Source organism: Candidatus Poribacteria bacterium (assembly GCA_016866785.1).
Classification (GTDB): Bacteria; Poribacteria; WGA-4E.
Window position 1 is genome coordinate 1 of record VGLH01000051.1, and the last position, 22,251, is coordinate 22,251.

The following is a 22,251-nucleotide window of genomic DNA, read 5'->3' on the forward strand; positions in this document are numbered from 1 at the left end:
AAAGAACTTGACGGCGCGTTTGTCCTCGGGCTCCAGACTGGCGAACAGACCGTCGAAGTACTCGAACGTGAACCTGTCGTTGATGGGAAGCGCGCCTGGCGACTGCCAGAAGGGATGCGCCATCTGTTCATCCGTATGCAGTTGGGCGCAGCCCCAACCCTGAACGGTGACGCTCAGATACCGGTCGTCCTCGAATTCGACGAGGAGTTGATGCTTCGCCGGGAGCGTCTCGGCTCCGTTGTGGAGGCGGATGCGCTCGCCGCCTCCGCCCAGGACGAGGGAGTACCCGGGCTCGATGGCAGTGACGATGAAGGAACCGTGCGCTTTCGTCGCGCCGAAGGTTCTGCCCTGAAGGATCGACGCGTACTCCTCCGGCGATCGGGTGTAGAACGCGAACTTGTGGGGCGAGTTGCCGCGCATGCCCGACCGGATGGGCGTTCCGGCGAGCTCGGCGGTCATCTGACACGCGAGGGTCATCGCTTCCGGCAGTTCGATCATTTCCGCCCCTGCCTCCTGGGTCCGTGCCTGCACGAGCCGTGGTACCGGCGGCGCGACCATTCCGCCGTCTGCGCCAGTACGTGCGGCATCGGACGCGCTTCGTCAAGCCGCTCCGGGCCCTCACCTGACGGCGGCGGTTGCGTTTGCCCCTGACCGATTCCGCCGTTAGTATCACTACGGAATGAGCCGCTTCTGTGAACCGTCATCGGCTTTGGATTCGTTGATTCGGTGGGAGCGAAAGACGCGATGGAATGCGAGAGTTCGGGCTTATCTTACTGGACCGGCGGCGGGAGAGACCGCGATGATGGAGATTTACAAGAGCGTGGGCTCCGAACTCAAGTTGCTGAACGACATCATCCCCGGTTGTTGGGTTCGGCTGGATGACCCGAACCCGGCGGAGATCAATGACCTACACCAGAAGACCGGTATCCCGCACGACTTCCTCACCGCCCCCCTCGACACCGACGAACTCGCCCGCACGGAACGCGAAGACTCCTTCACGCTGATCCTGCTGCGAATCCCCTGCTTCCGCGGCAAAGAGGACCCGGTTCCCTACAACACGATCCCCCTCGGAATCGTCTTCGACAACGAGATCGTCGTGACCATCTGCTCCGTCGAGACGGAGCTCGTCCGCGAGATGACCGTCGGGTCGCTGCGCAACTTCTCGACGGCGAAGCGGAACCGGTTCGTGCTCCGCATCTTCCTTCGCGCGGCGACGCGATATCTCCAGTATCTCCGGGTCATTAACAAGGCGGTCGAGGCGGCGGAAGACCGACTCACCGAAGCGCAGCGGAACGAGGAGGTTCTTCAGCTCCTCAAGTTCGAGAAGAGCCTGACCTACTTCATGACGGCGCTGCGCGGCAACGACCTACTCATGGCACGGCTCCAGCGCAGCCAGATGTTCCAGGAATATCCCGAAGACGAAGACCTTCTCGAAGACGCCGTCATCGAGATGCGTCAGGCGATCGCGATGAACGAAGTCGCCCTCGGAATCTTGGGTCATCTCACCGAGGCGTTCTCGTCGATCATCTCGAACAATCTGAACGTCGTCGTGAAGTTCCTGACAGGCATCACGATCATCCTGACGTTCCCGACGATGATCGCCAGCTTCTACGGGATGAACGTCAAGCTCCCCTTCGAGGACTCGCAGTTCGCGTTCATCCTGGTTTCCGCCATTTCCGTGGGGCTGATCCTGGCGGGACTCTACGTCTTCTCCCGCAAAGACTGGCTGTAGCCCTCAGGGAACGACCGCCACGACGTCGATCTCGACGCACATGCCCTCCGGGAACCCACCCACGGCGATCGTCGTCCGCGCGGGCGGCGCGACGTTGAACCGCGCGAAGAACGCCTTGTACGCCGCGTTGAAGGTCGCCCATTTGCCGATCTCGTCGATGAACGCGCCGACGCGCACGGCATGGGCGAGCGAGGTCCCCGCCGCGTTGAGCGTCTCTTCGAGGTTCTCCAGCGTCTTGACCGTCTGCTTGGCGATATCGCCAGCGAACAGCAGTGTCCCCGATTCGAGGGGCCCCATGCCCGCCGTCCAGACGAGGTTCCCCACCTTGATCGCCTGGGAATAGGTTCCCATCGGCGCGCCGGCTTTCTGCGTCGAGATGACTTCCCGCATCGCGTGGTCTCCTGTGGTTGTGCGATAACGCCAACACGATCTGACCGTCAGCGCCAATCCGCCGTCGGCAGACCGTCACAGCTCCTGGAACGCTTCCCAGGTGAACTCAGCCTGCTTGAGGATGCTCCGCATCGTGCCGACTCGGACATCGCCTCGCGTGTAGGGCACGATAACCGTCAGCTTCCTCCCATCGACGTGCTTCGTGAACTTGACATGACTTCCTGATTGGCTGGAAATGGCAAAGCCTGTCCGAAGGAGTTTCTGGCGCACGACGCGATACGGAACCGGATTAGGTGGCATCCACTTCCACTTCGCGGAGCGTCACCTCCGGGACTGCGCCGGCATCCGGCTCCGACAGGTACAGCTCGATGGCGTCGCGGAGCATTCCGACAGCGTCATCTTCCGTGTCGCCTTGCGACGCGAGCTCCAGCTCGACGCACTGCGCGATATAGACGCCATCCTCTTGCCACACCCTCGCGGTGAACTTGCGCTTCATTGCCTCACCCCATTCCACAACGATCATAGGGCATCGCGCGCCGCGACGCGCAAGAACGGCTGCGTTACGTCCCCGACCGGAACCGCGCTCCCGTCCCCGAAGCTTCCGTCAACGCGATCCGTCCGCCAACGCAACGGGCCCCTCGGTTGGTCACGTCGCGCAAGGCACGGAGGATTCCCACCTCGCGAAGCCTGTTTCGGGATGAGTGCCCTATCACTCCTCATCCCGCTCTGGTTGGTACTCACGGATTCGGTCGCGCTGGACGATCCAGAGCCTTCCCGTGATGTCACGCCGCTCGAGGGCGTCGATCAACACCCGGCAGCAAGCCCAAAGGTCTTGATCCGATGGGTTGTGCGGGAGGCGCAGAACTGCGATGCCGCGATACTCCCACGGTGCGAAGATCAGCGGATTGCCGAAGTCCAAGTCGAGCGTGACCAGACACCGTCGCTCATCGTGGCATGCGGCGATCAACTCATGGTCACTTGCCGACGACATGCCTTGGCTCGACACCGTAGCCACGTCATGCCCCGCCAGCCGGAACATGCTTGCCCCGCGTTCGCCCAGATTCTCGTCCAGCTTGAGATTCACGCCGGGCGGTCCTGTGGCAACTCGACATAACGCTCGCGGGACATCTCAGCCCCGTAGGCGATGCACGCCAGTATATCCGCGTCTTCAATTCCCGGATAGTTCGACCGAATCTGCTCGAATGTCCAACCGCTCGCCAAGAAATCGAGAATGAGCGATACCCAGATACGGTGTCCCCTGATGCATGGTTTACCGAAACACACGTTCGGATGGATCGAGATGCGCTGCAGCAGGTCGCCGCGCTTCATCGTCGTCGCCTCTCCGTGGACGAAGGCGGTATGCGGTCCAGCCGTTGTTCATACCGAATCGTCGCGTTCCCTGCGGTTGGCGGCGTCACGTCCCCGAACGGAACCGCGCGCCCGTCCCGGACGCTTCCGTCAGCGAGATCGGGCCGTCGGCTCTGCCCAAGCGCTTTGCCTCTGCCCCAACAGGAAAACACCGCGCCAATGTGCGGCGGTGTTTCGGTCACGTCAGCGATAGGCGGCTTTCCGATGGTCAATGACGAAGACCCGGACGCTCCCTTCGGCGTCGTCAATCTCGTAGAGAACCCGATAGTCTCCCGCTCGAACGCGATACGAGTTCGCCTCGTTCGTCAGCTTCTTCACGCCACGAGGACGCGGATTCATGGAGAGAGAGCGGATCTTCCGTTGGATGCGAGCGCGAGCGGGAGGGGGAATCCGTTTCAGGTCGTCAAGAGCCGAGGGCTTGATGCTGACGCGGTACATTCCCACGCTCTCGCTTCTCCTTCCCCGCCAACTCCGCCAACTGCCGTTCTGCCTCCTCCCATGGGATGTCCGGCTCATGGCGGCGGGACCGCATCAACGCCGCGTCGAGGAGATCGTCGACTAACTCTCCCCAGATCGCCAGATCGATGACGATGGCAGTTTGATTGCCTTCGCCGTCTGTGAGGTATCGGATGCCTTTCATGAGTCGCCCCTTTATCGAGGATTTTATCATGGAACCCACCTCAAAACCGCCTGATGCGATGGGAACGCACGCCTGGTGGACGAATGCGAGGCATCTCCCCCTCAGCTCGACGGAGTGGGCAAGCGTCAGGGGCAAGCCGTCCATCACGTCCCCGAACGGAACCGCGCGCCCGTCCCCGACGCCTCCGTGAGGGCGATCCGTCCGGCGACGCACCGAGCCCCCTCGTACGGATCGTTCGCCACGAGCAAATGACCGTCCAGATCGACGTAGTCCACCAGCGGCGTCAACTGCGCCATCGACGCGATCCCGACGGATGATTCGATCATGCACCCCACCATGACGCGCATCGAGTGCGCGCGCGCCGCGCGGATCATCGACATCGCCTCGATGAGCCCGCCGCACTTGGCGAGCTTGATGTTGATCCCGTCCACGCACCCCGCCAGACGCGGAATATCCATCGACGTGCGCGCGCTCTCATCCGCGACGATGGGAACCGGCGACCGTTCGCGAACGAACCGCAAGCCGTCGAGGTCGTGCGCTTTCACCGGCTGCTCGACGAACTCGACCCCGAACGGAGCGAGCTCCTCGCACCGCTCCACCGCCTCGCGCGCCGTCCAAGCCGTGTTCGCATCGACCCGGATCGGCTTGTCCGTCACGTCGCGCAGGGCGCGCAGAACGTCCAGATCGTTGGAGCCGCCGACCTTCACCTTGAGGATCGCGTAGGGCTCCGCTTCGCGCGCCTTCGCCTGCATCGCGTCGAGCGTGTCCAGCCCAATCGTGTAGGACGTCTGCGGCACATGGGTCGGGTCCAAGCCCCAGAGTCGCCACAGCGGCTGGTTCACCCACCTGCCGAGGGCGTCCCAAAGGGCGCACTCGACCGCCGCGCGAGCCGCCGTGTTCCCGCCCAACGCCGCGCGCATCCGCGCCGAAGCCGTCTCGATGGGCGCGATGGGCGGCAGATCCGCCAGAACCGGAGCGTAGCGCTCCAGGGCGTGGCGCACCGTCTCGACGGTCTCGCCGTAGTAGGGTGTGGGAGCCGCTTCCCCGACGCCGCCGTCGACGCGCACGATGACGACGTGCCGTTCGGCGTCCGCCGCGCTGCGAGCCGTCCGGAAGGGCTGTCGGAGCCGCAGTGAGTAGACCGAGTGATCGATCTTCACGACGATGCCTCCAGCGCGTCGAGTAGGACATCGACGCCGAAGCGGATGGGATCCGTTGCCGAGAGCTCCGTTTCGTCCTGAACCCGCCGGACGGCAGCATGAGCGTCGGCTTCGGAGAGGTCGAACGTGTTCAGGGCGATGCCCACGACGCGCGACGGCAGGAGCCATCCCGCCGCCGTCTCGTAGAGCCGGACGAGGTCGGTCAAAGGCGGGATCGGAACCGTCTGCCGAGCGAGCACGGAACGCGACGGCTGGTGGCACAGGATCATGTCGGTCGGCAGCGTGCCGTGCAGGAGTCCCAGCGTCACGCCGGAATACGCCGGATGGATCAACGACCCCTGCCCTTCGACGAAGAGCCAATCCGCGCCAGTCGCCGCGCCTTCGAGGACGATCTCCTCGGTCGCTCCGGCGACGAAGTCGGACACGACGGCATCGACGGCGATCCCTCTGCCCGAAAGCATGATGCCGTTCTGACCCGTCGCGCAGAACGCCGACGACCATCCGCGCCGCTGCGCCCCGGCGTCCAGTTCGAGCGACGTGATCATCTTCCCGGTGCGGCAGTCGGAACCGACCGTCAGTACACGACGCGCCTTCACCTCGCGTGAGCGCTGCGTGCCGATGGGCAGATCGCGCGGCGGACGGCGGACATCCCAGATGCGGGAACCCGACTTGCGCGCCAAGGCGGCGAACTGAGCGTCATCCGCGAGGAACTGATGCAGTCCGCTCATCACGTGCAGCCCGCGCGACAAGGCGTCGGCGATGAACTCGCGCCAGAAGTCCGGCAGCGCTCCACCGGGCGGCGTGATGCCCAGCGTGAGGAGCGTCGGTTCCATCGCCATCGCGGCGTCGAGGTCCGCAACGACGGGCACGCCGTTGCCCACGCTGACGATCTCCGAGGCATCCTTGCCCGCGTGCTCGCTGTCGATGACGCAGACGATGTGCGGACGCTGGTACCGCAGCAGCGCGGCCGCCAGCTTCGACTGCAGCACGCCGAACGAGCGCTCGGCGAGGATCGCCATGCGCTCTTGGGTCGGGTCGAACGGGCGGATCATGCGGTCGATCTCCGTCGCGCTCAACGGGAATCTGGCTCCATGGATTCCCACGCTGGGAAGGAGCCTCTGGTTCCTTCTCCCCTTGTGGGAGAAGGTTAGGATGAGGGGTCCGAGCGCATCACGTTCATCACGGATCGCTAGAACACGATGCCCGTGTCGAGGTAGAGGTTCATGTCCCGGAAGACGGTGACCGTGTAGGTCACCAGCACCTGGAGAACCCACGGAAGGAGGAGGAGCAGAACGGCGGTGATCGCCAGGATCTTCGGGATGAAGGTGAGTGTGAGCTCGTGAATCTGGGTGATCGCCTGCAGGATGCTGACGAGCAGCCCGACGACCAGAGCGGTTCCCAAGACGGGAGCCGACACGAGCATCGCCGTCAGAAACGCCTCGCGCACGATCGTCGTCACTAACTCCAGCGACACGGCGCTCTGTCTCCTTCACGCCCAGAGGCTACCACATCGCCCGCCCAAACGCTTGCCGCGCTTTGTTCCAGAGATGGGTGACAGTCCCGTAGGGGCGGGTCTCAGACCCGCCCCTACAACCGAGCGATGCCTCCACGAAATGACCATTTGGCGTCGTCACCGGAAGCTCGTCACCAGCGACGTCACCAGCAGGTTCCAGCCGTCGGCGAGCACGAACAGCAGCAGCTTGAGCGGCAGCGAGATCATCAACGGCGGCAACATCATCACGCCGATCGACATGAGCGCCGACGCCACCACCAGATCGACCACGACGAACGGGAGATAGACGAAGAACGCGAGTTGGAACGCCGTCTTGAGCTCGCTGATGATGAACGCCGGGATGAGAACGAGCGTCCCCACCTCGGACTCGTTCGCCGGGTTGGGCGACTGCGACAGGCGCACCATGAGCGCCAGGTCGCGTTCTCTCGTCTGCCGGAACATGAACGCGCGCAGCGGAACCAACGCCCGCTGGAACGCCACCGGCTGCGTGATCTCGCTCTTGAGATAGGGCTGCAAGGCGTTCTGGTTGATGTCCGTCCAAGTCGGCAGCATGATGTACATCGTCAGGAACAGCGACAAGCCGATCATGATCTGGTTCGGCGGCATCTGCTGCGTGCCGAGCGCCTGGCGCAGGAACGACAGCACGATGACGATCCGCGTGAAGGACGTCATCATGATTAGGATGCTGGGAGCCAGCGATAGGACGGTCAGGAAGAAGAGGATCTGGAGGTTGCTGGCGAAGTTGCGCGGCTCGCCGTCCCCCGTGCTGATGCGAAAGTTGATGTCCGGGATGGTCGGAACCGACGGCACGCTGACGGGAGCCTGTTGGCGCTGGGTCTGAGCTCCGGCGTCCGTCGAGAACAGGAGCCCCAGCACCACGCAGACGCACAACGTCGCGCACCATCGAATGAGACGGCGTCGCCGGAGCCCGCCGCCCGTTCCTGGCGCGAATCCTCGGCGCATCCGCATCTCCGAGGGCAACGCTGAAAGCATCATGCGTCGGGGTCGCCTGCTTTGCGGAGCCATTGTCGGAAGGACGGCATCGACGTCAGCCCGGTGGCTCCCATGCGCGGGGCATCCCGCCGCAGTTGGTCGGCGGCGGTCGGATCTTCGATCTCGGACAGCGCCGTGACCGTGTGGTCCGTGACGCCCAGCACGACGACCGTGCCCGCGATGTCAACGATGCTGAGGAACTGGGTCTGTCCGATGGGAACGCGAGCGAGAACGCTGACGACCGTGCTGCGGTTCTGCTGAGCCTGACCCGAGATGCGACGCAGCACGTAAGCCAGCGCCAGAACCACCGCCAACACGACCACCAGCGCCACGATCACCCGCAGCAGGGCTCCCGTGACGCTCGTGCCGGTTTCGGGAGCTTCTCCGGCGGCTTCGCTCAGCCGCCGCTGGAACTCGGTCGGCTCTGTCGTCGTGGTCTGGGCGAGCACAACGCCGACGTCCAGGGCGAGCAACAGGCTGCACACTACAACGCCCCAGGCGGCAAATCGCCAGAACGTTGCGCCCTGGAAGCGCGCCGTCATCGAAGGCTCCGAATCCGCTCCATTCGCGTGGCGATCTGCGTCACCTGAACGCCGACCGTGCCTTCGGGGGTCGTGACGATCTGACCGTTGGCGACCAGCTTTCCGTTGACGTACAGATCGACGGCGTCGCCGTCGCTCTTGTTGAGGCGGATCATCGATCCAGAACCCAGCTTGAGGACGTCACGGAGCGACATCCGTACCTCTCCGAGCTGGACCTGAACGGAGAGCGGGATGTCCAACACCATCTCGATGTTCGCGCTACCGGCGTCCGAGTCGCCGTTTTCCGTCAACGAACCTGCGTTGTTCTCTGCCATCGGGTGTCCTCAGTAGGGGTACGGTTGTTCAGCTCCGGCGTCATCCCAGCCGGTTCTAGAAGATCAAAGGTCGAGGGCGTTCGCCTCGCCGGTGATTTCGACGGCTTTGCGCCGATTGACGGTTCCCAGCCGCCCCATGAAGGTCGGCTGCCTCTCCACGCACACGACGACTTGCAGGGAACCGTCGTCATCGGCGACCAGGTCCCAGTTGCTCAGCTCTAGGGTGTCTCCCTCCTCGATCTCGAGGAGCCGATGAACCGTGATATCCGCAGGCGGGAGCACCACCTGAACCCGCAGAGGCACGATGTCGGACAGCGGGCTCTTGAGCGGATCGATGTGCTCGTCTGAGACCGTCCTCCGCGTCCCAGCGGCTTGCGCGGCGGACAGGGGAATGCCCAGCAGCAGCGTGCCCACAGCCAGGTCCTCGATCGCGACCTCGAAGTCGGCGATGAACATCCGCTCCGTTGGCGACATGTCATCGACCGTATAGGTGAACTGGGCTTCCTGGACGACCTCCCACTCCGATTCCGGGATCAACTGGCGCCAGGCGCGCGATAGCTCGGCGGAGAAGGAATCGAAGATGCCGCTGAGGAACCGCTGCTCCAGCTCACTCAACGGTCGCGTCTCCACCGGAGGGTGCCCCTTGCCGCCCATGAGAAGGTCCACCGACGAAAAGGCGATGCTCTGGGAGAGATCAATCACCGCTCGGTTCCGTCGCGCCCCGACTGCGTAGACGCACAGGATGCTGGGGCTGTCGACACGCTCGATGAACGTCGTGAACGTCCCGGACGTGAGCTCGCCGGTCGTCACATGCGCGGTTCGCTTGAGACGCGCGGAGAGCCGTTCCTCCAGCAAGGCGCGGGTGTACGACTGACAGATCCTCGCGGCGCCGAACAAGCCGCTGTGGGGGTCCACGCTCGGCGCTTCGTTCGGGTTGGAGGCGTCGTTGTGAGGCTCTTCGCCTTGAATGCGCGCGAGCTCCTCGTGCTCCTCCGGACTGAACTGCGAACTGCCAGCCATCACTGCCCGTCCTTGGGTGTCGGCTTCGTCGAGTACGTCGATACCACGCCTGGCTACTGGCTCGGGGCTGCCGTGGATGCGCCGGGCGTTGCGGCTGCGCCGGGCGTTGCGGCTGCGCCGGGTGTTGCGGCTGCGCCGGGTGTCGCCGAGAACTCCTTGAACTTGACGAGGATCTCGATCCGCCGGTTCTGTCCCCGCCCGTCTTCCGTCGTGTTGTCGGCGACGGGGACGTGCTCGCCGTATCCTGCGGCGGAGATTTGCTGCGGAGGAATCCCCATCGTCTCGAAGATGCGCAGAACATTGTTCGCGCGCTCCGTAGCCAAGCCTCGGTTGTCTTTGTACCGCGCTTTCGTCGCCCCGCCAAGAGGGACGTTGTCCGTGTGACCCGACACGACGATCTCATGCCCCTCGTTGACGAATGGCATCAGGTTGGTGCGGATGACGTCCTGGAGCTTGGGAACCGAGTCGGCGGGCAGATCCGCGACGCCCGAGGCGAACTTGGCGAACTGCTCCTGGAGCTCGATCTTGAGTCCCTGGGTCGTCACCTCCGCCTTGATCCCCTGTTGCTGCTGGGCGATGCGCAGAGCCGTCTTCTCGAACTTCTCCTTCGTCTCCTGAGAGACGAGAACCTTCGCGGTTCGTCCGCTGCCCGGCGTATCCGCGCCGGACCGTGTCGAATCCGGCGAGTTGAGCTGCTGCTCAGCCGGCATGTTCCCGGCGTTCATGGAGCCGGATTCGCTCGTGATGGACCCGCCGCTCACCAGCACGCCGGCTCCCGACGAGCCGCCGGGCCCAAACGCCCCGCCCATTGCCGCGAAGAAGTCCTTGAGCTTCGCTTCATCGAACGAAGCGATGGACATCAGGAAGACGAAGAACGTCAGCAGAAGCGTGACCATGTCCGCGTAGGTATTCATCCACCCATCGGTGCGGACTTCTTTTTTCTGCCGCTGACGCATGTGCAGCCCCTAACCCGGGCAAGACGCCCGGCGAATCTACGCCGCAGAGGATGTGCCCGTCTGGACTTCTGCGCGCCGCGCCGGCGGCAGGTACATGCCGAGCCGTTCGCCCATGATCTTCGGCGCGGCGCTCTCGCGGATGCCCTGGCTCACCAAGATGACGCCTTCGATGATGAGTCGTCTATAGGCGTATTCCGCTTCGTTCGTCGTTCGTAGCTTGCCGGCGAACGGCAACCCGATCAGGTTCGCCACCATGGAGCCATAGAACGTCGTGATGAGCGCGACCGCCATACCGCTGGAGATCGCTGCGACGGCGCTGCCGCCTTCGCCTCCCAGTCCCTGCAGCATCGCGACGAGACCAATGAGCGTCCCGATCATCCCGTATGCGGGTCCGTAGGCAGCCACAGCCATGAAGAAGGATTCGCCCAGGGTATGGCGTTGCTGCGTGAACTCCAGCTCCGTCTCCATCGCGTAGCGGATCTGGTCGTCCGGAATGGCGCTGGCGACCAGCTCGATACCCCGGCGCATGAACGAATCCGGTATCTCAGCCGCCATCGCTTCCAGAACCGCGTTGCCGCGTCGCACACCCTGGTTGGTCATCTCGATCATCCGGTTGATGATCGGAATCGGGTCGTACTCCTTCGCCTGGAACATCACCGGCACGATCTTGAGTATCGCAAGGACGTCTTTCAGCGGGAAGTTGATCAGCAGCGCCGCCAGAATGCCGCCGCCGACAATCATCATCGACGGGACATCCACGAACGCCATGATCGACACGCCGGCGATAGGGATCGATACAACAACGGCGCCCACGCCAAGGATCAACCCTATAAGTGTCGCGATATCCATGCACTACCCTCCAGAGAGTTCGAACCTCTAGCGGCCCTGCTTGCGAGCCTCGAGGATATCCAAGAGCGACTGCTTGCGCATCTGTCGCTGTCGCGCCATCGCGGGATCGTCGACGATGTCCTCTTCCTCGTCCTCACCCGATCCGAGGATCGCATCGAACACCTTCGCCGCGTCGCGATCCTTCATGTTCAGGAGTACGGAGCGCGCCTGGTCGGACGGCAGAGACAAGAGCAGCTCAGCCGCCCGCTTCGGAGACATCCGCGCGTAGACCTTCGCCAGCTTGCGGATGTCCTCTTGGCTTGTCGCCGAGGATGGAGCCACCGGAGCCGACGGTGTCGTTGTCGCCGCCACCGGCGCGGGGCTCTCCACCCCCGACGGCTGCGCAGGCGATGCTCCCGTAGCCGATCCGACCGATGGCTCCGGCGTCGTTCCTTCGGTTCCCGGAGCGCCAGGAGTCTCCACGACGGACGGCTCTGGAACCACGCCGGGAACTCCTAGCACATCCAGCGCCACCGTCGCCCGGTCCTGAACGCCGACCCCCTTCTCCTGCCCCTCGAGGTTCCTCGCGCTGAGCGTCCGAGAAACGATCTCGACAGCCACCTGGCTCGTGGAGGCAGCGGGAGCCGGCACATAGCTCACCGTGTACGCGTCATCCGTCGCCGTCAGGAGACCGCCGTTCGCAAGCTCGCCCTGCGGCGCGGAAGCCATCAGGACATCGTTCTCCATCGGCTTGCCGTCGAACCCGATCACTCGCGCTTCGATGGACACCGGCGATGCGCCGTCCGCTCGCGCAGGCATGCCGTCGGTCAACGTCCGCACCAGGATTCCCGCCGCGCGGATGTTGGCGACCATCCGGTTGTCTCGGACCGGCGTGGCGTTCCCGTGAGAGCGGAAGAACATGAGCTTCGCACCGTCGGGAGCAGCAAGCCGCGCGTCGTAGTCGTATTTCTCCTCAGTCGCCCCCCGCAGCGTCGCTTTGACGCCCTCGATCCGGCTGATCTGGTCGATCATCTGCTGGACGGTCGTCTGAGGACCGACGACGACCGATGTGGACTGCCGCGACTCGCGGTCGCCCCACTCCGGCGAGTCCGGTGGAACCAGCCGCGCGATCTGGATTTCCAGCGAGAAGTCGGGAACCAACGGATCGTTGTTGTCTCCGATGGAGACTTGCGAGAGCGGCAGGGCTAGGAAATCGGAAAGAGATCGCGTGTCGATTCGCGACTGCAGCGTGTCCTTTGCGAACCGTCCGCGCAACTCGCCGCCCCGGACCACGAGGCGGTACTTGCCGATCCGCTCTACGGCGCGGGGCACCGCATCCAGCTCTAGGTCGAACTTGGAGACGAGCGTCTGGACGTCGTCTTCGCCGTAGAACGCCTCGGTCGAGCGCTTGGGAGCTCCCGCCTCCGAGGCGCGATAGAGAGCGACCGGCTCCGTCGGCATGTACGTCGCCAGACCGCCTCGCCGGCGTCCTTCGCGCAACGCGAGTCCCAGCCCTGTCAGCAGGTCGCCGATCGTGCTCTCCGCGTTCAGTTCGACGTAGCGGCTGCGCTGAGCCCCTTCGTCGCCGATCTCGGCGGTGAACCCGACGGGCGTGGTCCCGAGCTCCAGCGAGTTCGAGGTCGCCACGAAGGTGTAGTTTCCTTCGGGGGCGTACGCGCTGGCGTCGTCTTTGCCGTCCCAATCCCATGTCAGCGTCTGAGGCGTTCTGCCGACCGGCGTTCCGAGGCGCTGAGACCGCACGACCATTCCGTTGGCGTTCTCGACGCGCACGGCAACCGACCCCGAGCTCGTCAGCGTGTAGTTCAGAGGCACGCGTTCGCGCTTCTTGCGCCAGGCGAAGGCTTCGCGCGCGATTTCCGACCCGAGCTGGGAGAGCGGCACTTCGCGCAGGATGTCGGCGTTTTCCGACTGCGGCAGCTCGAGCGTCAGCGGTTCGTCGGTCTCGTCCCGCTGCATCGACTGGACGACCGCCGTAATCTGGATCGTCTCATCGATGCGCAGGTGCGGCAGATTCGAGAGCGATCCGAGCGCTGTCGTTCGCCACGCATCCAGCGTCGCTGGCGGATTGCCGTTCGCCGTTGCGAGCGTCGGCTCAGTAAGGATCCGCTCGTCCGTTGCTTCAGCTACCGGAGCTCCGCCCAGGGAAACCTCGAAGTCTGCGAGTAGCCGTTTGGACGCGGAGCCCGGCGGCGTGTCTGCGGTCACCGTAACGGGCACCGAGCGCTTGATGAGCGATGCCTGAGACGGGCCCTTGGGTTCGTCACCCTCTGGCGTCTCCTCAGCGGGCTCCTCCCCGGATTCCTTGTCGTCCTTCTTCGGTTTTGCCTTGTCTTCGTCTTCCTTCGCGTCTTCCTTAGCTGCTTTGGGCGCTTTGACCTTCGGCAGCGTCTGGACGGCACGGATACGCAGGCTGTCGCCTCCCTGAACCGGGTCCGAAAAGCCCATCAGCGTCGCGACGTAGTGGTACCCGTTGTTGGCGGTAGCCTTCGCCCGGGCGGTTCGACCCATGGGCGTCGTCACCTCGACGGCGACGCTCCCGGTCGGCAGCGTCGTGCCGTCGGTCATCATGACATCGCCCTCGACGACGAAGGTCTTCACCAACGGAAGCCGCGTCGCCAGCGCTCCCGGCGCTCGGTTCAGAAGCACGAGCCCCGCGATCACCGCGGCCGCGATGACCAGTACGCCCAGTGCCGCTCCGACGGCGATCAGGATGCGTTTCATGAATGGTATCCGTTGCTGCCGTTGTTCCGGCGGAACCGCTGCACCGTGATATCGTCGATCTGGACCTGCTCTTGCCGCAGCTCTTCGTGAGCGACGTTGCCGCGCGTCGTGTCGCGAAGTATCTCCATCGCTCGGCGTGCCTTGTAGCGCGCCAGGACCTCTTCGCGTCCAGCGGTGATCGGAGGCTGGAGCGCCTCGATCTCCTTCTCCGTCTCTCGAATCTGCCCGGTCAGCGCGTTCATGCGCCGCGCGCAGAGCGCGAGGTCGTCGCTCATGACGCGCTCTGTCGGATCGTCGAACTTGCTCAGCAGCGCCGAATGCGTCGATTCATGAGCATGCTCGTAGGAAACGCGCTCGTCGATCAGCTCGCGCTCCTGCTTCAGAAGAACAGCAAGCGCCTGCTCAGCGCGATCCTGCTGGATCTTCCTCACGTGCAAGAGGCGTTCCCGCCGTTTGAGCGTCCGGCGTAGCCGGTCGAGCATGCGCTGTCTCCTGCCCGAAGGCGGCGCGCCTCCATGTGTCTATCGGCGCGATCCGGCGACCGCTTTGCCCCGAACGGCGTCGAGACGCCTAGCCGGTCTCTTGCGGGAAGAGAACGGCACGAGCCGCTTCGAGCAGCCGCGTCTCGAAACGAGCATCGACGATCTCGGCATCGGTCGTGACGACCGCTCCGCCGCTCGTCACCGAGTCGTCCGGCGTGAAGGTCAGATGAGGCGAACTCCACGCCTCGGCGGGTTGCTCCGCCAGGCGCTCATAGTCGGCTGGATTCACCCGGACATTCACCTGCGCCGCGCGTTCCAGACGTCCCAGACAGTCCCGTACGATCTGGACGATCGCGTCCTCGTTCGTCGCGAGCGCGTGCCGAGCGACCGCCTCGCCGACGAGCATGACCGCTCGCGGGACCAGGGTCTCGACCTGGTCGTTCAGGCGGTTCGCCTCGCCCGTCACGTTCTGCGCGGCTTCCTTGAGCGCTTCCAGCAACGAGCCGAAGCGCTCCTCCAGCGCGGCGGTCAACTGCGCCTCCGCCTGCTGCGCGCCCTCTTGGAATCCCTTCTCCTGCCCTTCGTCGGAGCCCGCCTGGAACCCAGCCGCGTAGCCGTTCCGATAGCCTTCTTCGGCTCCCTCCGCTCGGGCGCGCTCCACTTCGGCGATGTCCACGAGCTGCTGCGGTCCAACGGTGGGTGGGTCGGCTGCCTCGACGAGCTCGCCCGTCTCGGCGATATCGGGATCGCCGTCCGCCAGCGCCGAATCAGCGGCGTACCCTCCGCCCAACAGCGGCGGCAGCACGTAGCGCTGTACGGCGACCTGATCCCTGGGAAGAACTCGACGGACTTTCACAGCGGAACCGTACCTTTCCCGTCACTGCTCCCGTCACTGCACCGCTGGCGCCGGATGAAACCCGCGTGCCTAGACCAGGTCTTCGGCGGAACCGAACGTGATCCTCCCGGAGGCGGCGAGCGTCTTGGCGATCTGGACGATCCGCTGCTGGGCATCCTCGACTTCGGACAGGCGCTTCCGTCCCATCGTATCGAGACGGTACTCGATCTCCTCGCGTCGGCTCGACGTGATGCTCCCGTAGACCTTCGCCTTCATGCGCGGCGAGCAGCTCTTGAGAGCCAGCGGCAGCAGGTCCCGGTTCTCGGTGTAGACCTGCGCCAGCAGCGCGCCCAGATCGCGCTCGTCGACGTCGTAGAGGTCTTCGAAGGTCACCAGACGGCGTTCGATGGAGAGGCGCAGCGCCGGGTCCGTCTCGCCGATAGCTGCCAGCACGGCGTCCTGCACCGAGGCGGGTGTCGCCCGCAGGAGCGTCGTCGCTCCCTGGTTCCCGTGCAGGTTCACGAGATTCCGCGACAGGGCGAGCTGTTTCTCCAGCGTTTCGCGGAGCATGGCGACCATCTCGCGATCCACCTTGTCGATGTTCACCATCCGCGAGATAACCTCGGCTTTGAGCTTGTCGGGGAACATCGCGAGCACTTTCTGCGACTGCTCTTGCCGCATGTGCAGCAGCGTCACGGCGATGGTCTGCGGAAGCTGCTTTTCGAGGTAGTAGGCGAGGCTCTCGCAGTCGTTGTCGCCGATGAAGTGGAAGATCTCCGTCTGCGGGATGTCCAGCCGGTCGAGGATGTTCCGCGCCCGCACGCCGCCGACGGCTCCGACAAGCAGGTCCTTGGCGACCCGCCTGCCCGACATGAGCCTGCCCGTCACGGAGACGTCTTCGCCGAAGATGTACTCGTAGGCTTCGCGGAGAACCGCTTCGCGCTGTGCCGCCGGGATGAACCGCGTGCTCACGATCTCCTTGACGATCCGCTCGATCTCATCGTCGGAGAAGTGCTGCAGGATGCTCTTGGAGCGTTCGGGTCCCAGCGCCGTCAGCAGAATCGCCATCTTCTGCGTGCCGGTGAGCTCGGTGGACGCCTCGAAGAACCCGGCGGCAGCATCCGACGGTTGCTCCGCCGGAGTCCCTGCCTCTGCCGGTTGGACAGCGCCCGGCGTCGCCGGGACAACGGCTGAGGACTTCTCTTCCTTCGGGGAAGCCATCGGGTCTCCCTTTCGTGGGTCATTACTGTCGAGAGCCGCCGATCCCATTCGAGGGCGAAAACCCACCCTCGAATCGCGGCGGCGATTCATCCGGTCGCTAGCTCAAAATGTGCGCACGGTCACATCCGCACGGCAACGCCTAGGAATCCGCCCACTGGCGCAGGACCTTCTCGATGGATTCGGGATCGGCGGCGGCGAGGTCGATGAGCTCCTGCCGTCGTCGTCGTCGCCGTTCGCGTTCCAGGACGTCCTGTTCTAACTGGTGGCGCTGGTCTTCCAGAGCGCTGGCGATCTCGTCGTCGCCCGTGGGCAGCGCGGACTCCTCGATGGGAGGCTCGGTAAGCAGCCCTTCCTCGCGCTGGGGGAAGAGCCTGGGCTTCACGAGCAGCGCGAGCAGCAGAAGCGCCAGCAGCGCCGCTGCGATCACGAGGAGCCAGAGAGGATTCTGCCACCAGGGTCTGGGAACCGGAGGGGTCAACGGGGGCCCCAACGGGGCGAAGCTCAGGAACTCCACCTGCGGTTCGCGAATGACGCCGTCGGTCACCGTCGCGTCGTATCCGACCGCGCCATTGATGATGTTCCGAATCTTGCGCGTCTCTTCGTCGAACGCGGGCGTATTGGGCGTCGGGTTCTCTAGGACTTGGAGGTTCACCAGAACCGCCGTCGAGAGGTTCTTGAGCTGGGGAGTCATCCGGCGGACTTCCTTCGTCATCCCCGCTTGGTACTCGGTCGTGCTCTCTTCGCGGCTGTAGTCGCCTTCTGGGCTGAGGGCTCCGGCTCCGAGGATGTTCGACGTGACCCCTGCGATGCCCGCCGCTGGCGCGGCGACGCCGGTCGCGCTCTCCGAGACGATGTGTTCCTTCGAAACGACCGTCTCCGGCTGGTACTGGGTCGTCTCCGTCTCGACGGCGTCGTGGCTGATGTCGGCGGTGACGTGCGCCGTCGCCACGGCGGTGATGGCGCGTCCGTCCACCTTGTTGCCGTATGCCGTCCAGAGGGCGTCGAGGATCTTCTCCTCGCGCGTGCGCTCCTCGAGGTCGATCTTTTCCTTCTGCTCCTCGTTCAGGATGCTCATCGCGTCGTAGCGCTTGGAGATCGTCTTGCCCGTCGAGTCGCTGACGACGACGTTCTCCTGATCGAGTCCTTCGACGGCGTTGGCGACCAGGTGGACGATGCCCTGCACTTCTTCCGGTACGATGGGCTTGTCCTTGAGGGTCAGCAGAACCGCCGCCTTCGGCGGCTTCTCGCGTTCCGTGAAGACGGTCGGCTTGGGAAGCACCAGATGGACGCGCGCTTCTCGCACGCCTTCGACGGTCCGGATGGCGTTCTCGAGCTCTTCTTCGAGGGCGCGCTGGTAGTTCAGCCGCTGCTCGAACTCGGTCGCCCCCAGACGCTGCCGGTCGAACAGGGCGTAGCCCTCGTTCCGCGCGTGGGGAATCCCCTCGCGGGCGAGCAGCATGCGGGCGCGGTCCTTGTCCTTGGGGAGAACCCGGATCGCGTTCTGCGTGTCATCCGCTTCGTAGCGGATGCCTTCCTCGGTAAGCCGCTGCTCGATGAGCGTGCGATCGGAATCGGACAGGTTCGTATAGAGCTGCTCGTACTGAGGCTGGAGCGAGATGACGAGTCCGACGATCAGGGCGAGGATCAGGACGCATCCGGCGACGAGAGCAGCTCGCTGCCAGAGCACGAGACCGTTCCAGAGATTCTGGATCTCGGTCCCGAGTCTCGTAAAGAAGTTCCGCATCGCTGTCTCTTCCCCTGGTCGATCGCGGTAGACCGACGGAGCTCCCGGCGGAGCGCGTCACCAAACTACATCGGCATGCGCATGACGTCTTCGTACGCCTGGACGATCTTGTTGCGCACTTGGGTCATCATCTGGAAAGAGAGGCTCGCCTTCTGCACAGCGAGCATCGTCTGGGCGACGTCTTTGCTCTCACCGGTCGCCAGGTCATCGATCGCTTGATTCGCCTGTTCCTGGAGATTGTTCACCTGCTGGATCGATTCCTCGAGCGTGTCGAGGAACGACTTGCCGTCGGCGGTTCGCCCCTCCTGCCCGGAGGGAATGCGGCTCCCCAGGGCTTCGCGAAGCCGTCCGCTCTCTTCCGGCAACGGCATCGGGCGCAGGGTTGTCGGATTCGTGGGCACCGTTCAGCTCCTCGGGACGAGGGTCTCTCTGCCGCTCTGTGAACGCTAGCCTGCCGATCTCAGTTCAGGCTCCGGCGATTCTGGACGATAGACTGGCAGCAGCACGCGGACGCATGTCCCCACATCCTGCTTGCTGTCTATAGTAAGCTGTCCGCCGTGCGCTTGGACGATCTTATAGACGATCGGCATCCCAAGTCCGACCCCCTGATGTTTCGTCGTAACGAACGGCGTGAATATCCTTTCTAGCATGTTCTCCGCAATACCGCAACCCGTATCGGCGATCTCCACTTGAACCCAGGGAACCCCGCCGAACGGATCCCTCGACGCCGGATCGCGCACATCGGGTTCGTGTCGGAAGCCGCGTACGGTGAGCTTGCGCTCGTCGCGCTTCTCCATCGCCTGGACGGCGTTCAGAAGCAGGTTCAGGAGCGCCTTGAGGAACTGGGAGTCGTCGACGTGGCACATCAGTCCGACCGGCGGATACTCGCGCCGAACCGTGACGCCGCCGGTGCGCAGGACGTGCTCCGACAGGATCAGCGATTGGTCCAGCAGATCGGACAAGTTGCGGAACACCGAGTTCGTCGTGACGGGACGGGTGAACTCCAGCAGATTGGTGATCGTGTGGTTCATCAGCCGGATGCCGCCGAAGATGCCGTCGAAGGTCTTTTCACGCACATCCGGCGAGATGGTCTCGTCTCGGAGCGTCTCGACGAAGAGCTGGATGGCTCCCAGCGGGTTGCGAATCTCGTGGGCGATGGAAACGGACATCTCGCCGAGGTCCGCCAGCACTCTCGCTTGACGTAGCTGGGCTTCCATCTTGCGCATCTCGGTCAGGTCGTGCAGGACTTCGACGGCTCCCAAGGCTCTGCCGTCTCCGTTGCGGACAACGGTCGTCGTGACTTCCATCTGCCGCGCCTGCGGCTCCCCGCCGCCTAGATAGTCTTCGAACTCGCGCACCTGAGACCTGCCGGTCCGAAGGGTGTCGAGCAGGATGGGGGGGTGGTTGGGAAAGACGGCGTCGTAAGGCTTGCCAAGGGCATCTTCCGCCTTCCGACCTGTCAGTTCGGCGGCTCCCCGGTTGAACAGAGAGATGCGTCCCTCCGGGTCGACGGCAATGACACCGTGATGCAGGCTGTCGACGATGCTGCGCAGATGGTGATGGAGCCGTTGCTGCTCGCGGAGGCTGGAATCGAGTTCCCGGTTCTTGTGTTCCAGGTCCTGGTTGAGTTGCTTGACCTGGTCTTCGAGGCGTTGGTAGGAAGTCGCGGCGTCCGCCCAGAGCTTCTGGGCAGCCTCGAACATCGCCGCAAGCGACTCCTGGTCGCTCTCAGCACGGCGGTCCGTCGGTTGGGTCGCCTGGCTCGCCATCGCGCACACGAGGCTGCTCGCCCCTTCCCCCTCTGGACAGACACCCTCACACACCAGGGAGCAACACCTCTGCGATGGCAGCCGCAGGCGTATATGGCACTGTCCTCGCACTCGCAACCGTATGGGGTGAGTATAAGTCACCGCTGGGGCAAAAGCAACTGCGCGGGACGCCGAAATGCGGCGTCCCGCGCCTCCCGACGCGCTTCCGACCGTCACTTCGCTGGCGGGAGAAGGGGGCGGACTGCCCGGCCGTACGTCGCTCCCGCGCAAGCGGGAGCCTAGAGTCTCTGGATTCCCGCTTCCTGGTCCCGCGAAGGCGGGGCTCGCGGGAATGACGAGGCTGGTTGGCTTGTACGGCGCCGACGCGTCGCGTTCATGAAATGGTCTTGCGGCATCCCGCCCAGCCGTTGCGCTATCCTCCCGTACCGTCCATAGTGCACGAACCGACGCGGCTGCGACGAGCGCAACGATCGAGCAGGAGGTCGCCGACCGTGCCACGCCACGACGCCATCCTCGGCATCGACGAAGGAACCACCGGAACCCGTGCCGTCCTGGCAGGCATGGACGGAACCGTTCTCAGCGCGAGCTACCGCGATATCCCGCTCCACACGCCGCGCCCCGGCTGGGTCGAGCAGGACGCCGCCGTGGTCTGGAACCGGACTGCCGACGCGATCCGGCAGGTTCTTGACGAGCACCCCGACGTACGCGTCGTCGCCATCGGCATCACGAACCAGCGCGAGACGTCCGTCCTGTGGAACCGCGCCACGGGCGAGCCGGTCCATCCCGCTATCGTCTGGCAGTGCCGGCGCACGGCGGACCGCTGCCGCCAACTCCGCGACGAGGGCATGGCTTCCGAGATCGCCGAAACGACCGGGCTGGTCATCGACCCCTACTTCTCCGGCACGAAGGTCGAGTGGATGCTCCATGGGCTGGGCGTCCAGCGTGACGACGCGGCAGGGCTCGCCTTCGGCACGATGGATACCTGGCTCATCTGGAACCTCACCGGCGCCGCAGCGCATGTGACCGACATGACGAACGCCTCGCGGACGATGCTCTTCGACATCGAGCGCCGGGAGTGGAGCGCCGAACTGCTCGACCTGCTCGGCGTGCCCCGATCGATCCTGCCGGAGGCGCTCCCATCGGCGGCGCGATTCGGCGAGACGCGCGGCTTGGGGTTCCTGTCCGACGGCATTCCAGTCTGCGGCGTCGCGGGCGATCAGCAGGCGGCGCTCTTCGGGCAGACCTGCCTGGAACCCGGCAGCGCCAAGAACACCTACGGAACCGGCTGCTTCCTCCTGATGCACACCGGGAACCAGCGCCCGCGATCCGCGCACGGGCTCCTGACGACGCTCGCCTGCGACGAGCGGGGCGGTCCCGCCTACGCGCTCGAAGGCAGCGTCTTCATCGGCGGCGCGGCGATCCAATGGTTGCGCGACGGGCTGGGAATCCTCGCGACGGCGCGCGAGTCCGAAGCGCTCGCGCGATCGGTTCCCGACGCGGGGGGCGTCGTCTTCGTGCCGGCGCTGACCGGCTTGGGAGCCCCCTACTGGAACCCGGACGTGCGCGGGGCGGTCTTCGGACTGACACGCGGCACGACGCGGGCGCATCTCGTCCGCGCGGCGCTGGAGGCAATCGCGCACCAGTCGGCGGATGTCGTTGAGGCGATGGCGGGTGACGCCGGAACGCCTCTGGACGTGCTGCGAGTCGACGGCGGAGCCGCCGCCAACGACTTCCTGATGCAGATGCAGGCGGATTTGCTGGGAACCCCCGTCGAGCGTCCGTCCGTCATCGAGACGACGGTGATGGGAGCCATTCTGCTCGCGGGGATCGGTTCCGGCGTGTGGAGCCCGTCGGATGCGCGCGCGAGGTGGCGCGTCGAGCGTCGGTTCGAGCCCGAAATGGAGGCGTCGGAACGGGCTCTCCGCCGCAACGAGTGGCGCGACGCCGTGGCGCGCCTTACAGCGGGCTCCGCCTAGCGTCCCGTCGTCATCGGCTGGTGGCA

Annotated in this window: 26 protein-coding genes; 2 read left to right on the plus strand and 24 right to left on the minus strand. The window is 64.8% G+C overall.

Features of this window, described 5'->3' with window-relative positions; translation table 11 throughout:
* On the minus strand, positions 1-498 hold a 498-nt coding region (locus tag FJZ36_09190; protein MBM3215074.1), incomplete at its 3' end, for a hypothetical protein.
* A 181-nt stretch (positions 499-679) separates the two neighbouring features.
* On the opposite strand from FJZ36_09190, the gene FJZ36_09195 reads away from it, so the two are divergent.
* Positions 680-1,732 carry a magnesium transporter CorA family protein gene (locus tag FJZ36_09195; protein ID MBM3215075.1) on the plus strand — a complete coding sequence of 351 codons (1,053 nt, stop codon included), beginning with the start codon at positions 680-682 and terminating at the stop codon, positions 1,730-1,732.
* Positions 1,733-1,735: 3 nt separating this feature from the next.
* Here FJZ36_09195 and FJZ36_09200 read toward each other — a convergent pair whose 3' ends face one another.
* The 23 genes from FJZ36_09200 to FJZ36_09310 all read right to left on the minus strand — a co-directional run bounded on the left by FJZ36_09200 (position 1,736) and on the right by FJZ36_09310 (position 20,303).
* Positions 1,736-2,122: a RidA family protein gene (locus FJZ36_09200; GenBank protein ID MBM3215076.1), complete on the minus strand. Its 387-nt coding sequence runs from the start codon at positions 2,120-2,122 to the stop codon at positions 1,736-1,738.
* A 75-nt stretch (positions 2,123-2,197) separates the two neighbouring features.
* The gene (locus tag FJZ36_09205) at positions 2,198-2,422 is read right to left on the minus strand and encodes a type II toxin-antitoxin system HicA family toxin (protein ID MBM3215077.1); all 225 of its coding nucleotides are present in this window, start codon (positions 2,420-2,422) and stop codon (positions 2,198-2,200) included.
* Positions 2,412-2,618, minus strand: a complete 207-nt coding sequence (locus FJZ36_09210; protein ID MBM3215078.1) for a type II toxin-antitoxin system HicB family antitoxin — start codon at positions 2,616-2,618, stop codon at positions 2,412-2,414. Before FJZ36_09210 ends, FJZ36_09205 begins: the two co-directional genes overlap by 11 nt.
* Before the next feature lie 213 nt (positions 2,619-2,831).
* Positions 2,832-3,206 (minus strand): hypothetical protein, encoded by a 375-nt coding sequence (locus FJZ36_09215; GenBank protein MBM3215079.1) that lies wholly within the window; start codon positions 3,204-3,206, stop codon positions 2,832-2,834.
* Positions 3,203-3,451 (minus strand): DUF433 domain-containing protein, encoded by a 249-nt coding sequence (locus FJZ36_09220; protein MBM3215080.1) that lies wholly within the window; start codon positions 3,449-3,451, stop codon positions 3,203-3,205. The genes FJZ36_09215 and FJZ36_09220 overlap by 4 nt, the downstream gene beginning before the upstream one ends.
* A gap of 222 nt (positions 3,452-3,673) precedes the next feature.
* A complete protein-coding gene (locus FJZ36_09225; protein MBM3215081.1) occupies positions 3,674-3,928 on the minus strand; it encodes a type II toxin-antitoxin system RelE/ParE family toxin in 255 nt (84 codons plus the stop codon).
* A complete protein-coding gene (locus FJZ36_09230) occupies positions 3,894-4,274 on the minus strand; it encodes a hypothetical protein (GenBank protein MBM3215082.1) in 381 nt (126 codons plus the stop codon). Before FJZ36_09230 ends, FJZ36_09225 begins: the two co-directional genes overlap by 35 nt.
* The gene (locus tag FJZ36_09235) at positions 4,274-5,458 is read right to left on the minus strand and encodes a dipeptide epimerase (GenBank protein ID MBM3215083.1); all 1,185 of its coding nucleotides are present in this window, start codon (positions 5,456-5,458) and stop codon (positions 4,274-4,276) included. The genes FJZ36_09230 and FJZ36_09235 overlap by 1 nt, the downstream gene beginning before the upstream one ends.
* Positions 5,287-6,342 carry a DUF1611 domain-containing protein gene (locus FJZ36_09240; GenBank protein ID MBM3215084.1) on the minus strand — a complete coding sequence of 352 codons (1,056 nt, stop codon included), beginning with the start codon at positions 6,340-6,342 and terminating at the stop codon, positions 5,287-5,289. The genes FJZ36_09235 and FJZ36_09240 overlap by 172 nt, the downstream gene beginning before the upstream one ends.
* 137 nt (positions 6,343-6,479) lie before the next feature.
* Positions 6,480-6,764, minus strand: coding sequence for a flagellar biosynthesis protein FliQ (gene fliQ / locus FJZ36_09245; protein ID MBM3215085.1), 285 nt, complete (start codon positions 6,762-6,764; stop codon positions 6,480-6,482).
* Positions 6,765-6,920: 156 nt separating this feature from the next.
* Positions 6,921-7,766 (minus strand): flagellar type III secretion system pore protein FliP, encoded by an 846-nt coding sequence (fliP, locus tag FJZ36_09250; protein ID MBM3215086.1) that lies wholly within the window; start codon positions 7,764-7,766, stop codon positions 6,921-6,923.
* Between the two features lie 29 nt (positions 7,767-7,795).
* Positions 7,796-8,338 (minus strand): flagellar biosynthetic protein FliO, encoded by a 543-nt coding sequence (gene fliO, locus FJZ36_09255; GenBank protein MBM3215087.1) that lies wholly within the window; start codon positions 8,336-8,338, stop codon positions 7,796-7,798.
* Positions 8,335-8,652: a flagellar motor switch protein FliN gene (locus FJZ36_09260; GenBank protein MBM3215088.1), complete on the minus strand. Its 318-nt coding sequence runs from the start codon at positions 8,650-8,652 to the stop codon at positions 8,335-8,337. Before FJZ36_09260 ends, fliO begins: the two co-directional genes overlap by 4 nt.
* A gap of 63 nt (positions 8,653-8,715) precedes the next feature.
* Positions 8,716-9,672 (minus strand): hypothetical protein, encoded by a 957-nt coding sequence (locus FJZ36_09265; GenBank protein ID MBM3215089.1) that lies wholly within the window; start codon positions 9,670-9,672, stop codon positions 8,716-8,718.
* A gap of 53 nt (positions 9,673-9,725) precedes the next feature.
* On the minus strand, positions 9,726-10,628 hold the full coding sequence (locus FJZ36_09270) for a hypothetical protein (protein ID MBM3215090.1): 903 nt from the start codon (positions 10,626-10,628) through the stop codon (positions 9,726-9,728).
* 36 nt (positions 10,629-10,664) lie between these two features.
* Positions 10,665-11,477, minus strand: coding sequence for a motility protein A (locus FJZ36_09275; GenBank protein MBM3215091.1), 813 nt, complete (start codon positions 11,475-11,477; stop codon positions 10,665-10,667).
* A gap of 27 nt (positions 11,478-11,504) precedes the next feature.
* Positions 11,505-14,198, minus strand: coding sequence for a hypothetical protein (locus FJZ36_09280; protein MBM3215092.1), 2,694 nt, complete (start codon positions 14,196-14,198; stop codon positions 11,505-11,507).
* A complete protein-coding gene (locus FJZ36_09285) occupies positions 14,195-14,680 on the minus strand; it encodes a hypothetical protein (GenBank protein ID MBM3215093.1) in 486 nt (161 codons plus the stop codon). Before FJZ36_09285 ends, FJZ36_09280 begins: the two co-directional genes overlap by 4 nt.
* An 88-nt stretch (positions 14,681-14,768) precedes the next feature.
* Positions 14,769-15,536, minus strand: a complete 768-nt coding sequence (locus FJZ36_09290) for a hypothetical protein (protein ID MBM3215094.1) — start codon at positions 15,534-15,536, stop codon at positions 14,769-14,771.
* Positions 15,537-15,605: 69 nt separating this feature from the next.
* Positions 15,606-16,826 (minus strand): hypothetical protein, encoded by a 1,221-nt coding sequence (locus tag FJZ36_09295; GenBank protein MBM3215095.1) that lies wholly within the window; start codon positions 16,824-16,826, stop codon positions 15,606-15,608.
* A 49-nt stretch (positions 16,827-16,875) separates the two neighbouring features.
* Positions 16,876-18,480 carry a flagellar M-ring protein FliF gene (gene fliF / locus FJZ36_09300; protein ID MBM3215096.1) on the minus strand — a complete coding sequence of 535 codons (1,605 nt, stop codon included), beginning with the start codon at positions 18,478-18,480 and terminating at the stop codon, positions 16,876-16,878.
* 65 nt (positions 18,481-18,545) lie between these two features.
* Positions 18,546-18,851, minus strand: a complete 306-nt coding sequence (fliE, locus tag FJZ36_09305; GenBank protein MBM3215097.1) for a flagellar hook-basal body complex protein FliE — start codon at positions 18,849-18,851, stop codon at positions 18,546-18,548.
* Between the two features lie 75 nt (positions 18,852-18,926).
* Positions 18,927-20,303, minus strand: coding sequence for a PAS domain-containing protein (locus FJZ36_09310; GenBank protein MBM3215098.1), 1,377 nt, complete (start codon positions 20,301-20,303; stop codon positions 18,927-18,929).
* A gap of 326 nt (positions 20,304-20,629) precedes the next feature.
* Here FJZ36_09310 and glpK point away from each other — a divergent pair, with 326 nt between their 5' ends.
* Positions 20,630-22,225 (plus strand): glycerol kinase GlpK, encoded by a 1,596-nt coding sequence (gene glpK / locus FJZ36_09315; GenBank protein ID MBM3215099.1) that lies wholly within the window; start codon positions 20,630-20,632, stop codon positions 22,223-22,225.
* Positions 22,226-22,251: the final 26 nt, after the last annotated feature.

What these genes read in the sequence shown, in the direction of transcription:
- FJZ36_09235 (MBM3215083.1), bottom strand. Translation starts at nt 5,458, where the DNA reads ATGGCTCCTGCCGTCGCGCGTCGTGGGCATCGCCCTGAACACGTTCGA.
- FJZ36_09280 (MBM3215092.1), bottom strand. Translation starts at nt 14,198, where the DNA reads ATGAAACGCATCCTGATCGCCGTCGGAGCGGCACTGGGCGTACTGGTC.
- FJZ36_09205 (MBM3215077.1), bottom strand. Translation starts at nt 2,422, where the DNA reads ATGCCACCTAATCCGGTTCCGTATCGCGTCGTGCGCCAGAAACTCCTT.
- FJZ36_09295 (MBM3215095.1), bottom strand. Translation starts at nt 16,826, where the DNA reads ATGAATCGCCGCCGCGATTCGAGGGTGGGTTTTCGCCCTCGAATGGGA.
- FJZ36_09270 (MBM3215090.1), bottom strand. Translation starts at nt 10,628, where the DNA reads ATGCGTCAGCGGCAGAAAAAAGAAGTCCGCACCGATGGGTGGATGAAT.
- FJZ36_09200 (MBM3215076.1), bottom strand. Translation starts at nt 2,122, where the DNA reads ATGCGGGAAGTCATCTCGACGCAGAAAGCCGGCGCGCCGATGGGAACC.
- glpK (MBM3215099.1), top strand. Translation starts at nt 20,630, where the DNA reads ATGGTCTTGCGGCATCCCGCCCAGCCGTTGCGCTATCCTCCCGTACCG.
- fliF (MBM3215096.1), bottom strand. Translation starts at nt 18,480, where the DNA reads ATGCGGAACTTCTTTACGAGACTCGGGACCGAGATCCAGAATCTCTGG.
- FJZ36_09210 (MBM3215078.1), bottom strand. Translation starts at nt 2,618, where the DNA reads ATGAAGCGCAAGTTCACCGCGAGGGTGTGGCAAGAGGATGGCGTCTAT.
- fliO (MBM3215087.1), bottom strand. Translation starts at nt 8,338, where the DNA reads ATGACGGCGCGCTTCCAGGGCGCAACGTTCTGGCGATTTGCCGCCTGG.
- fliE (MBM3215097.1), bottom strand. Translation starts at nt 18,851, where the DNA reads ATGCCGTTGCCGGAAGAGAGCGGACGGCTTCGCGAAGCCCTGGGGAGC.
- FJZ36_09265 (MBM3215089.1), bottom strand. Translation starts at nt 9,672, where the DNA reads ATGGCTGGCAGTTCGCAGTTCAGTCCGGAGGAGCACGAGGAGCTCGCG.
- FJZ36_09240 (MBM3215084.1), bottom strand. Translation starts at nt 6,342, where the DNA reads ATGATCCGCCCGTTCGACCCGACCCAAGAGCGCATGGCGATCCTCGCC.
- FJZ36_09285 (MBM3215093.1), bottom strand. Translation starts at nt 14,680, where the DNA reads ATGCTCGACCGGCTACGCCGGACGCTCAAACGGCGGGAACGCCTCTTG.
- FJZ36_09220 (MBM3215080.1), bottom strand. Translation starts at nt 3,451, where the DNA reads ATGAAGCGCGGCGACCTGCTGCAGCGCATCTCGATCCATCCGAACGTG.
- FJZ36_09275 (MBM3215091.1), bottom strand. Translation starts at nt 11,477, where the DNA reads ATGGATATCGCGACACTTATAGGGTTGATCCTTGGCGTGGGCGCCGTT.
- FJZ36_09195 (MBM3215075.1), top strand. Translation starts at nt 680, where the DNA reads ATGAGCCGCTTCTGTGAACCGTCATCGGCTTTGGATTCGTTGATTCGG.
- FJZ36_09260 (MBM3215088.1), bottom strand. Translation starts at nt 8,652, where the DNA reads ATGGCAGAGAACAACGCAGGTTCGTTGACGGAAAACGGCGACTCGGAC.
- FJZ36_09230 (MBM3215082.1), bottom strand. Translation starts at nt 4,274, where the DNA reads ATGGACGGCTTGCCCCTGACGCTTGCCCACTCCGTCGAGCTGAGGGGG.
- fliP (MBM3215086.1), bottom strand. Translation starts at nt 7,766, where the DNA reads ATGCGCCGAGGATTCGCGCCAGGAACGGGCGGCGGGCTCCGGCGACGC.
- FJZ36_09225 (MBM3215081.1), bottom strand. Translation starts at nt 3,928, where the DNA reads ATGTACCGCGTCAGCATCAAGCCCTCGGCTCTTGACGACCTGAAACGG.